This window comes from Streptomyces pimonensis, from assembly GCF_041380215.1.
GTDB classification, from domain to species: domain Bacteria; phylum Actinomycetota; class Actinomycetes; order Streptomycetales; family Streptomycetaceae; genus Streptomyces; species Streptomyces pimonensis.
Map to the genome: position 1 here is coordinate 155,197 of NZ_JAHWZY010000011.1, position 11,575 is coordinate 166,771.

Annotated in this window: 10 protein-coding genes; all 10 read right to left on the bottom strand. The window is 69.8% G+C overall.

The window, feature by feature from the left end; all coding sequences use genetic code 11:
* Positions 1–301: 301 nt before the first annotated feature.
* The 10 genes from KYY02_RS13720 to KYY02_RS13765 all read right to left on the bottom strand — a co-directional run bounded on the left by KYY02_RS13720 (position 302) and on the right by KYY02_RS13765 (position 11,417).
* The gene (locus tag KYY02_RS13720) at positions 302–1,609 is read right to left on the bottom strand and encodes a benzoate/H(+) symporter BenE family transporter (protein ID WP_371238194.1); all 1,308 of its coding nucleotides are present in this window, start codon (positions 1,607–1,609) and stop codon (positions 302–304) included.
* Positions 1,569–2,693 carry an aminotransferase-like domain-containing protein gene (locus KYY02_RS13725; protein ID WP_371238195.1) on the bottom strand — a complete coding sequence of 375 codons (1,125 nt, stop codon included), beginning with the start codon at positions 2,691–2,693 and terminating at the stop codon, positions 1,569–1,571. The genes KYY02_RS13720 and KYY02_RS13725 overlap by 41 nt, the downstream gene beginning before the upstream one ends.
* Positions 2,690–3,841: an alpha-hydroxy acid oxidase gene (locus tag KYY02_RS13730; protein ID WP_371238196.1), complete on the bottom strand. Its 1,152-nt coding sequence runs from the start codon at positions 3,839–3,841 to the stop codon at positions 2,690–2,692. The genes KYY02_RS13725 and KYY02_RS13730 overlap by 4 nt, the downstream gene beginning before the upstream one ends.
* A gap of 36 nt (positions 3,842–3,877) precedes the next feature.
* Positions 3,878–4,645, bottom strand: coding sequence for a TSUP family transporter (locus KYY02_RS13735; protein WP_371238197.1), 768 nt, complete (start codon positions 4,643–4,645; stop codon positions 3,878–3,880).
* Positions 4,646–6,067: 1,422 nt separating this feature from the next.
* Entirely contained in the window at positions 6,068–6,442 is a 375-nt protein-coding gene (crcB, locus tag KYY02_RS13740; protein WP_371238198.1) for a fluoride efflux transporter CrcB, read from the bottom strand.
* Positions 6,439–6,786, bottom strand: a complete 348-nt coding sequence (locus tag KYY02_RS13745) for a DUF190 domain-containing protein (protein WP_371238199.1) — start codon at positions 6,784–6,786, stop codon at positions 6,439–6,441. The genes crcB and KYY02_RS13745 overlap by 4 nt, the downstream gene beginning before the upstream one ends.
* Positions 6,783–7,226: a FluC/FEX family fluoride channel gene (locus KYY02_RS13750; protein ID WP_371238200.1), complete on the bottom strand. Its 444-nt coding sequence runs from the start codon at positions 7,224–7,226 to the stop codon at positions 6,783–6,785. Before KYY02_RS13750 ends, KYY02_RS13745 begins: the two co-directional genes overlap by 4 nt.
* 34 nt (positions 7,227–7,260) lie before the next feature.
* Positions 7,261–7,557: an ArsR family transcriptional regulator gene (locus tag KYY02_RS13755; RefSeq protein WP_371238201.1), complete on the bottom strand. Its 297-nt coding sequence runs from the start codon at positions 7,555–7,557 to the stop codon at positions 7,261–7,263.
* A gap of 163 nt (positions 7,558–7,720) precedes the next feature.
* Entirely contained in the window at positions 7,721–9,280 is a 1,560-nt protein-coding gene (locus tag KYY02_RS13760; RefSeq protein WP_371238202.1) for a glycoside hydrolase family 53 protein, read from the bottom strand.
* A 115-nt stretch (positions 9,281–9,395) separates the two neighbouring features.
* Entirely contained in the window at positions 9,396–11,417 is a 2,022-nt protein-coding gene (locus KYY02_RS13765; protein ID WP_371238203.1) for a beta-galactosidase, read from the bottom strand.
* Positions 11,418–11,575: the final 158 nt, after the last annotated feature.

The window sequence follows — 11,575 nt, forward strand, 5'->3', positions numbered from 1 at the left end:
TCCTCGATACTCACGCGCCTTCCTGCGTTCAAGGCCAAGGCGGCGAGTACGGATTTTGGACGCGGTGCGGATATCTCCAGTGTCCGCTGGTCAACAGATACCTCCAGAGTCCCTAGGATGCGGACCTCCAGCACACCGCTCCCCGGCGGCACGACCGATGCCACTACTCCCACCCAACTTTCACGCTCACGTAGCCGATTCGATCGTCGATGACGGACCGTGGGGTCCGCGACCCATTCGCGTGTTCTCGGACACGGTTGCGTCCGAAGAGGATCCGGTGCGCGGTAAGAGCTTTTCGTGTTCACCGTCCGAATCGGCGACAGACTCGTCGGCAACGAGCGGAGGAGCCGAGCAGTCCGTGCGTGGCAAGGCCCAGGACAAGACCCCAGCAGGCCGAGCTGATGCCGCCGAAATTTATGCCTGACGCGGTGGTCAGAAACGTGACCACGGCCGCGTCCCGGCCTGATTCGTCGGCGACCGCCTGTGTGAGACTCGTTGAGAAGGCGCCCAGGAGCGACACTCCGGCGACGACGGAGACCAGGTCGGCCGGCAGCGCGGTGAACACCCCGACCAGGGCGACCCCGCAGAACCCGGTCACCAGGTAGAAGAGGCCGCATGCGACCCCCGCGACGTAGCGGCGCCGCGGATCGGGGTGGGCTTCCTCGCCGGTGCAGATCGCGGCGGTGATGGCTGCCAGGTTGATCGCGTGCCCGCCGAACGGCGCCAGCGCCCCAGTGGCCAGCCCGGTAACGCCGATCAGCGTGCGGTCTTTCGGTCGGTAACCGAAGGCGGTGAGCACGGCAAGGCCAGGGGCGTTCTGCGAAGCCAGGGTGACTACTGCCAAGGGGATCGCGATGCCCACCATCGCCTGGAGCGAGAAGTCGGGAGCAGTGAACAACGGGACGGCCGGGGTGATGTCACCCGCCGCGACATGGAGACCTGGTCCCGCAGCCGTCGCAAGTACGGCGGCGAGGAGGGCACAGGCCACCGCGTATCTCGGTGACCACCGCTTGACCGCGAAGTACGTGATGAGCGAGGAGAGTGCCGGAACCGGGATGCTGTCCAGCGCGGAGAACACACCGGCCCCGAAGGAGAAGAGCACGCCCGCGAGCATGCCGGACACCACACCGGGCGGTACGCGCCGCAGGGCCCACCCGAAGGCGCCGGTCACACCTACCAGTGTCATGACCAGGCCGGTGACCAGAAACGCTCCGATCGCCTCGGGATACGGGTATGCGCCGAGGCTGTCGACCAGGACCGCCGCTCCCGGCGTCGAGAAGGCGGTGATCACCGGCATACGGCTCCACCAGCTCAGGGCTGCGCACGTCACTCCGCTGCCGACGCACGCGGCCCAGACCCACGAGGCCGTCTGCTCATCGCTGAGCCGTCCGGCGTCCGCTGCGGCGAGCACGATCACCAGCGGTCCGGAGCAGGAGACTACGACCGCGACGAAGCCGGCGAGGACGGCGGAGAACGAGGCGTCATGGACGATGCCACGTCGTCCTGCCCCACCGCCCTCGCCGGCCCGGTCGGCAGCATCCGTTACCGGGGGTATCCCCTCCTGCTCATCACACCGCTTGTTCAGCGGCAGCGGCGAGTCGCCGGACACCTTCCGCGAACTCCTCGGGGTCAAGGGCCTGGAACGGCAGCCGCAGAAAGGCGGTGCCGGGGGGAGGAGCGGAGTCCACCGGGTAGAAGGCCGAACCACGCGTCAGGGCGAGCCCCTCGTTCCGCGCAGCGGCCAGGAAGGCCTCCTCGTCGGTACGGATCGGAAGGTGCACGCTGACGTAGTAACCGCCGTCCGGTATGCACAGGTGGATGTCACCGAACGTCTGTCGTACCGCCTCGACCGCGGCGTCGTGTCGGGGTTGGAACAACTGCCGTATGCGCTCGAGGTTCTGCCGCACGAGACCGTCCGCGAGTGCCCGGGCCGCAACCACTTGGAGCAACGGGGCCGGGGACAGGTAGATGCTCTCGGCCAGGACCGCGAGGGCATGTGGCGTCCCGGGCGGGCCGATGACATAGCCGACGCGCAGGCCTGGACTGAGGACCTTGCTCAGCGAGCCGATGGTCAGCACCCGGGCGCCGTCGGCGGACGCGGCCAGGTCACCGAGCGGAGTGGGGGCGGTACCGCTGAAGCGGAGTTCCCGGTACGGAATGTCCTCCAGGATGGTGAAGCCGTACTCAGCGGACAACCGCACCAGTTCCCGGCGCTTGTCCTCACCGGTGGTGACACCACTTGGGTTCTGGAAGTCCGGAATGACATAGAGGAAGGCCGGGACCTCGGTGCGCAGGCGCTCCCTGAGAACGTCGAGGTCAAGGCCGTCGTGCCGCAGGGGCACCCCGGACACCCGGGCCCCGTGCCGACGGAAGATCTGCACCGCTCGGTCGTACGTCGGCGCCTCGACCAGGACCTGCGGCTCGCTCGCGTCGCGCAGCAGGTGGGCCGCGAGCAGGTCGAGGGCCTGCAGAGAACCGTTGGTCACGAACACCCGGTCAGGATCGACCGAGTGAAACTTGCCGAGCTGTTCCCGGAGCTCCTGGTCACCGGTGTGACGGCCGATGGGCGCGTACTGGAAGACCCGGTCAGGCTCCGCGGTGAGGACCGCGGAGGTGAGTCCAGCGATGGCCGTAGAGGGTATTGCCTCGCGCGGGGGTATGCCGCGGGAGAAGTGGACGGTCTGGACGGTCACAGGTCGTCTCCTTGAGCGAGCGGGGCAACAGGGCCCGAGCCGAATCGGGCTCGGGTTGTGAAGTCAGGGCCGAGGTCGGCGATCGAGCCGACGCCGAGTTGGAGGAGCGTGTCCTCGATCTCGTCCTTGAGGAGGCCGAGAACCGCTTCGATGCCCTCCTGCCCGGCGAGGCCGAGCCCCCACAGGTAGGGCCGACCGATGCACACGGCATCCGCGCCGAGGGCAAGGGCTTTGACCACGTGAACGCCGGACCGTATGCCGCCGTCCATCAGAACCGTGCCGCGACCTGACACCGTCGCCGCGACCTGCTCGAGAGCGACCAGACTCGGCAACGCTCCGTCGAGCTGGCGACCCCCGTGATTGGAGACGATGACCCCGTCCGCACCGAGGTCGAGACACCGCTCGGCGTCCTCGGCGCGCAGGATGCCTTTGACCACGAGGCGCATCCCGGTCCGGCTCCGTATCCATTCGAGGTCGTCCCACGTCAGGGGAAGGCGCTCGATGCGCGCACCGTCCGGGATCGCGCCGGTCAGGATTCCGAGCGAGCGCAGGTTGCCGAAGTCGACGTGGGCGGGGGTACGGAAGCCTGCTCGCCGGGTGGTGATCCGGCGAGCCGCATAGCTGGCATCGACGGTCACCACCAGAGCGGTGGCGCCGGCCTCCTCTGCCAGGGTGATCGTCGCAGCGACATCCTCCCGGGAACGGTAGGCGTAGAGCTGGAACCAGCAGTCGCTTCCGACGGACCGGGCCACCTCGGGAAAGGCATGGTGACTGTCGGTGCTGACGATGGAGACGGTTCCCGTGGCCTCGGCCGCCCGGGCAGTGGCCATCTCCGCGTCGTCGTGCAGAAGCCTCTGCGGGCTGGTCGGAGCGAGCAGCACGGGAAGGGCAAGCCGCTGCTCGAACACGGTCACCGAGGTGTCGGGCTTGTCGCTCGCGCTGCCGAGCGCCCGGGGCCTGAGCCAGACCTGGTCGAACGCCTCGACGTTGGCACGCACCGTGACCTGGGTGTCGGCGCCGCCGGCAACGTATGCCCAGGAAGCGGCGTCGAGCACGGCGTCAGCCGCCCTCTCGAAGTCGAGCAGGGTCAGTAACGCGGACAGATCTCTTGCCATGAGCTCTCCCATCAAGATTTCCCCGATCGCCATTTCAGGCGATCCCTCCGAGCGGCACAGCGAGTTTGATTACGCGAACTGATCGATCCCCATCTTGACAACCATTCCGGTGACCACGAGCACCAACACGATTCGTACGAATCCAGAGCCTTTTTTCATTGCTGTGCGCGATCCGATCATCGCGCCAGTTATGTTGCCCACAGCCATTCCCAGCCCAATGGCCCACAGAACGTTTCCCTGCCAGGCGAACACCGCCAGAGCTCCCAGATTGGACGAGGCGTTGATGACCTTCGCCATGGCGGCGCTCTCCAGAAACTGAGTGGCGAGGAGAGTAGTGAAAGAAATGATGAGGAAGGTGCCCACCCCGGGGCCGAACACACCGTCGTAGAAACCGATTCCGACCCCCGCCAGAAGGATGGCCGTGACACGTCGTCCCCTGGTCACGACCATATCCGTCCGCTGAACACCGAAACTCGGCCTGAAGGCCACGAAGAGTGCCACCGAAACCAGGAGGGCCATGATGACGGGCCTGAAGTAGTCGGTGGGCACACTCGCCGCGGACAGCGCACCCAGCGCACCGAACGGGACGGCGAGTACCGCGGCCGGCACCAGGATCGAGCGGTCCAACCGGGTGCGTCGCTGGTACATGTACGCGGCGGTGGCGGTGCCCATGACCGCGGCGATCTTGTTGGTTCCCAGCGCCATCGCGGGCGGGTGCTGGGGAAAGGAGAGCAGCAGCACGGGAATGAGAAGCACCCCGCCCCCACCCACGACAGCATCCACCCACCCGGCCGCCGTCGCGGCGACGAGCAGTCCGACCACCTCGTACAGATCCACTTTTCCTCATTCATTTCACGGGCCACCACCAGCCCACGTGGCACGACGCCAGGCACGGAGGGCAAGGCTGATTACCTGACTCGGACGGCGCCGCGCACGCCGGCCGAAGCGGACAGCGCATACGGGTGCCGCCTCATCGACTGACTCCGCAGCGAGATACAGCAAGGGGAAGGGAAACGGCCCGGTCAAAGAATCCGATGATGGTCCCAGAAGCACGACGAGGGACTGGAGGCGCGGCTCGCGAACGCTGGAGAAACACGTGTCTTGTCGGTCGACTCGAAATCGGCTAAGCGATAACCCGTCTCGCCCTGATCGGTGGCGGTCAAGATCCCTCTCCAAGGTTCGCACGCACTTCCCAGAAGACGTTGATCAACCTAGCCCGCGCAAATTCACTCCGTCAACAACAGGTTTCGGACGGTGACCGCCCCTGTTAAGAAATGTGACAATGGTGCGATTTGCCATGAAACGGACCGTCCGACCCGTGCAGCGCAAAACAACGGTCCTGCGGGGTGCACCCCACGTCGGGCACACCCGCCCAGCGTCCCTGCCGAGCTGCCCCGATGGCCGAAGCGGGCAGAACTGACGGAACGGCGAGGCGTGCGCCCGATGTCCAGATGGACACTGCCCCTCGGGCGCAGCCATGCGCCACCTGTGAGCGCTTTCCTGCCACGCCCAGCCAGGAACCGAATAGGTCCCTGGCATGTGTTCAATCTCACACCGCGGTGGCCCCCGCAACGTCTTCACCGACAGTTGCAGTGAGTGCGTCAGCCTCGCTGAAACGCGCGAGCGCACCCCCCGGCCGATCCGACTGCGGTGGTCGACCACTGACGCCACCGCCGGGGACGTCGACCGGCCCTGACAAGCCTTCCTGCACGGCTTCGACCTGGAACACACCTTCAGGATGTTCAAGCAGACGCCGGACTGGACACCTCCCGGGCTCCGTGATCCGACCGCGGCCGCCCGCCCCGGCTCACCTTCGCCGCCCACGCCCGACTCCGCCTGCCCCGGCCCCTTGCCGAGGACCTTCGCAGACCCTGGGAGCAGCAGAGCTGGTCCTTGCACGCGAACGGCTCGAACACCTCCGCCGCGAACGCCTCCAACTCACCACACACCGCAGCAATCGCGTCCGGATTCATACATCCTCGACCTCAGACCGAGCACCAAGGACACGCACCACTCCAGCCGACCTGACCAGGCACTACCAGGGGCGCCGTTCGGATCAGGCCGGCTCCGGTGGGCGGCGCCCTGCGGCCGGGCCGGGCGGGACCCGGTGCCGTGCACCGTGGGGCGGAGGAGGACGCCAGGGCGGAGCCCCGGCAACCGGCGGCAACGCGGCGATGGGGGCCCTCCCGCGTGAGCGGAGCCGAGCGCAGGGAAGCGGCGCCGGACCCCGCGCCCCCGGCACGATCCGAACGGCACCCCCTAACCCCACACGGCGTGAGCGAGGCCCGCGCCCGCGAAGGCCGCACCCAGGCCGGCCGCCACGCTCGCCACGACGTTCAGGGCGGCGTAGCCGCGGGCGCCGGCCTCGGCCAGGCGCAACGTCTCGTAGGAGAAGGTGGAGTAGGTGGTCAGGGCGCCGCACAGGCCCGTGCCGAGGAGCAGCTGGAGGCGGGAGTCCGCCGCGCCCGCGGCCGCCGCGCCGGTGAGCAGGCCGAGGGCCAGGCTGCCGGTGACGTTGACCGTGAAGGTCCCCCAGGGGAACACCGAGTCGTGCCGGGACTGCACCGCACGGTCGGTGAGGTAGCGCAGCGGGGCGCCGACCATGCCGCCCAGCATCACGTACAGCCAGTTCACCGCGCTCCCCCGTGACGCGCGTACCGGACCGCCTCACAGCGGTCGAGGAGGACCGGGCCGTCGGTGACGAGCGCGTCGGGTCCCGGCAGGAAGGCCCGCATGCGCTCCCCGGTGTCGACCACGACGACTGCCACCGGGAGGTCCCCGCTGAGGGACGGCAGCCGGCGGGTACGGACGACGGAGGAGACGCCGAAGCCCTCGACGCCACGCAGGACGCTCGCCCCCGCGAGTCCGGCCGCACGGGCCCGGTGGACGATCTCCGAGGAGAGGGGCCGGTGGCACCGCGGGGCGTTCCCGCCGACGTGCACGGTCGGACGGAGGACGGCGCCGGTCGGCCTCGTCACGGCCGCCTCCCGGTCAGGGCACGGCGGGTCGCCGTGGCGGCCGTCCACACGGCGGCGAGGGCCGCGAGCGGGGTCACCGCGAGGTACACGAGTCCGGCGCCCGCCCCGCCGCCGTCGAGCAGGGTCCGGACGTCGACGGTGTACGCCGAGAAGGTGGTGAAACCGCCGAGGACGCCGGTGCCGAGGAACGGGCGGACGAGGGGGTGGGCGGTGCGGACCTCGGTGACGATCACCATGAACACGCCGATGACGGCGCAGCCGGCGACATTGACCCCGAGGATCGTCCAGGGGAACCCGTGCGCCGGTGTCGGCCACCACAGGGACGCCGCGTACCGGGCCACCGCCCCCGCTCCTCCGCCGAGTGCGACCACGGCCACGACGGGAGCCTGGGCACGGAGAGCGGGGCGGGCCCGCAGGCCCTCGGTCCGGGGGGCTGTCACCGTCGTACGTCTCTCCCACTCGCTCGGGGCCAGCCTAGCGTCCCGGAACGCGGTGGGTCACGTCGCGGCCGCGGGGCTGCCAGCCCTTCCCGGACAGCCGCGTCGCCTCGGCGATCCGTACCTCGTCGCGCCGGTAGCGCACGCACCCGGCAAAGCGGCCGGTGCGCAGCAGGCCGAGGGCCGTGAGCAGCCGCAGGTGGGTGAGGGCGACCGGGCGGGGCAGGCCGAGCCGTACGGCGACGACCTCCTCGGTCAGGCGTCGGCCGCCGCGTCCTGTTCCCTCAGCAGCCTCAGGACGCGCAGTCGTGTCCCGTCGAGGGGGCCTCAGCATCTCGTACACCTCCGCGCCGGGCCTCGCGCTCCGGAGCCCTTCCACTCTGCCGTGCGCGAGGGCTCCGGATCCCGGGCGAAGACGCCTCGTCCGGGACCCGGCCGGTCCGTGCGTGAAGGCCGCCGGCCCCGCGCCGCCGGTCGTCGGCGCGGGGCCGGCGGGCTCACCGGTGGCGGAACCAGGCCGTCGCGGGCAGCGCGCGGTCGTCGTAGCCGAACAGCGCCTGGTTCTCCCAGCCGTTGCCGGAGGACGGGTCGGCGGGGTCCCAGCCGTTGCCGCTGCGGGCGGTCCAGGTGGCCTCCCAGTAGAAGACGCCGAGGCCCCGGCCGTCCGGGACGGCCTCCACGATGCTCGCCACGTCGTTCATCCAGCGGGTCTGGCCAGTGGTGGACGCCGGGTAGCCGGGGACGAGTTCACCGTCGAGGTCGATGATGTTCTCGTGCCCGTCCTCGCTGTCGAGCCGGAACGGGTAGGCCGTCTCGGCGACGAAGACGGGCTTGCCGTAGCGGCCGGCCGCGTCGTCCAGGGTCGTCTGGAAGTCGTGCAGCGTGCCGTGCCAGTAGCCGTAGTACGACAGGCCGATGGCGTCGAACTTCACTCCGTGGGAGACCGCGTTGTCGAACCACCAACGGGTGCCTTCGAGGTCACCGCCCTCGGCGAGGTGCAGGGCGGCCACCGTGGAGGGGCTGACCGCCTTGACCGCGTCGTAGCCGGAGTTGAGCAGTCCGGCCAGCTGGGGCCAGTTGCTCGTGGAGCCCTCGTTCCAGAGCATGCCGCCGTTGATCTCGTTGCCCACCTGCACCATGTCGGCGGTGGTGCCCTGCTTCCTGAGGGCGTCGAGGACGTCGTACGTGTGGTCGTGGACGTCCTTCTTCAGCTGCCCGTAGCCGTGTCCGGCCCAGGCGGCGGGCTTGGTCTGCTTGCCCGGGTCGGCCCAGGCGTCCGAGTAGTGGAAGTCGACCAGCAGCTTCATGCCCTGCGCCTTGATCCGCTTGGCCAGGGCGAGGACGTGCTCCTTGTCGTTGTAGCCGTCGGCCGGGTCCACCCAGACCTTCAGTCGGGCGTAGTTCATGCCGGCGGACCTCAGGATCGCGACCGGGTCGCCGACGGCGCCGGACGCGGTCCGGTAGACCCCGCCCCTGGCCTCGCTCTTGGGCAGGGAGGAGATGTCGGCGCCCTTGACCGGCAGGCCCGAGGTGCCGCGGGCGAAGGTCAGGTCGTCGACGTTGATCCAGTTCCCGGCGTGTCCGTCGCTGTTGACGCTGATCGTGCACTGGTTGTTCGTCACCCTGACCGGCACGACGATCCGGATCCATCCGGAGTCGGACACCGGCAGGTCGGTGCGCTGCTCGGCGCCGCCGCAGTTCCTCAGGGCGAGGTAGGCCGCGTTCTGGCCGCCGCCGGAGCGGACCCAGGCGGTGAGTCTGTAGTCGCCGTTGGCCAGGCCCGACAGGTACTGGTACGTCTCCACCTTGTAGGCCGAGGACGACCAGTGGGACAGACGATGACCGCCGCCGCGGCCACCGGCCTCCGTGTACGAGGCGGCCGTGTCGCCGTACTCGGACCAGCCGGCCGGCGTGGCGGTGCCCGAACCACCCGCCTCGAAGCCCCCGTTGGTGAGGGTACTCGCGGCCGTCGCGGTCTGGGCGGGCAGGGTGGTGAGGGCGAGCCCGGCCACGAGCGGCGGCAGCAGGGCGCGGAGTGCGCGTCTGGGATGGAACATGGACGTTCGTCGTCCCTTCGACGTGGGGAGGGGGATGCCCCGCGCCCGGAAGACGCGGGTGAGGGCCCCCTGCGCCCGCGGCCTGTGGCTCACGCGGGCGGAGGGGAGTCGTGGCTCAGCCGTCGAGTCGGACGACCCGGACGGCTCCGGCCGGGACCACGAGGCGGCCCGCGGCGCGTTCACCGGTCAGCAGCTCGGTGCCAGGAGCGTCCAGCGGCACCTCGGCGTCGGTGGCGGTGTGGTTGATCGCGAACAGGAAGGTGCCCGACTCGCCCGTGCGCCGCACCACTTCGACGTCGCGGGGCAGGTCGGCGCGCGGGGCGATCCGGGCGTCCCCGGCGGCCCGGCCGATCAGGGTGGCGAGGCCCTCGGCGCCGAGCCGGGTGGAGACGTACCAGGCGGTGCCCTCGCCGAGACGGTGCCGGGTGACGGCCGGACAGCCCTCGGTCAGGCCGTCGGCATACGTCCACACCGTCTCGGCGCCCTGGGGCACCACGAACTCCGTCCACACGTCGGCGCCGGTCTCGATGCCGTCGGGGCCGGTCAGGCGGACCCGTTCGCCCTGGAGCAGGGGGGAGAACTCCTCGACGGTCAGGCCGAGGACGTCGCGCAGGGCGCCCGGGTAGGGGCCGTCGTGCACGGCGTCGTGTTCGTCGACGATGCCGGAGAAGTACGACACCACGAGGGTGCCGCCGTTCCCGACGTACTCCCTGAGGTTGTTCCCCGCCGTCTCCGTCATCAGGTACAGGGCCGGTACGACGACGAGGGGATACCTCGACAGATCGGCTTCGGGGTGGGCGAAGTCGACGGTGAGGTGGTGGTCGTAGAGGGCCTCGTACCAGGCGTCGGCACGTTCGCGGGCGTCGTGGTCCTCGCTGGGACGCCAGTCGAGGTTCTGCGCCCACCAGGACTGCCAGTCCCACAGCATGGCGACGTCGGCCTCGGTGCGGGTGCCCCGGACGGGCGCCAACGACTGGAGGGAGGCGCCGAGTCCGGTCACCTCACGGAAGACGCGGGTCCCGGTGCCGCCGTGCGGCAGCATCGCGGAGTGGAACTTCTCGGCGCCGCGCCGGGACTGGCGCCACTGGAAGAACATCGCGCCCTCGGAGCCGCGGGCCACGTGGGCGAGGGAGTTGCGGGCCATCTGGCCGGGGGCCTTGGCGGGGTTGCGGGGCTGCCAGTTGACGCCCGAGGTGGAGTGTTCGAGCAGCAGCCAGGGGGCGCCGCCGGCGACGGAGCGGGTGAGGTCGGCGGCCATGGCGAGGTTGACGTGGGTGCGGCGGCCGTCGGTGATGAGGTAGTGGTCGTTGGTGACGATGTCCACCTCGCGGCCCCAGGCCCAGTAGTCGACGGAGTCGCACTGGCTGAGGGCGGTCATGAAGTTGGTGGTGACCGGGGTGCCGGGTGAGAGGCGGTGCAGGATGTCCCGCTCGGCGGTGAAGTTCTCGCGCATGGTGGCGTCTGCGAACCGCCGGTAGTCCAGCGCCTGGGCCGGATTACCGACCGTGGGCGTCGCGCGCGGCGGGTTGATCTCCTCGAACGAGGCGTAGCGCTGACCCCAGAAGGCCGTCCCCCAGGCCTCGTTGACGGCTTCGACGGTGCCGTACACCGTCGCCAGCCAGCGGCGGAAGTGGGCGGCGCAGGAGTCGCAGTAGCAGGCGGAGACGGGGACGCCGTACTCGTTGTGGACGTGCCACATCGCGAGCGCGGGATGGTCGCCGTAGCGCTCGGCGAGCTTGGTGGTGATGCCCGCGGCGGCGGCCCGGTAGTCGGCGTTGCTGTGGCAGATGGCGCCGCGGGAGCCGAACTCCAGGCGCACACCGTCCGCGGTGACCGGCAGCGCGTCGGGGTGGGCGCGGTAGAACCAGGCGGGGGGCACCACGGTGGGCGTGCCGAGGTCGACGCGGATGCCGCCTTCGTGCAGCAGGTCCAGGTTGCGGTCGAGCCAGCCGAAGTCGTACACGCCGGGCGAGGGTTCCAGCTGGGCCCAGGAGAAGATCCCGACGCTCACCATGGTGACGCCGGCCTCCCGCATCAGCCGGACGTCCTCGTCCCAGACCCTTTCCGGCCACTGCTCGGGGTTGTAGTCCCCACCGAAGGCGAGCCCGATGAGGCCCCTGGGGGTGGTCTCCGGCATGGATTCTCTCCCGATGTGTCAGTCTTTTGGGAACGTGCACACACATTTTCGGCGGTGCGGGGCCAACATAACCGCACAGCAACAACCATTGACAAGTGTCCGGGATGTTTCCCTACTGTGAACGCTCACAGAAGCAGCGCGAGCGCCTCGGAGGCGAG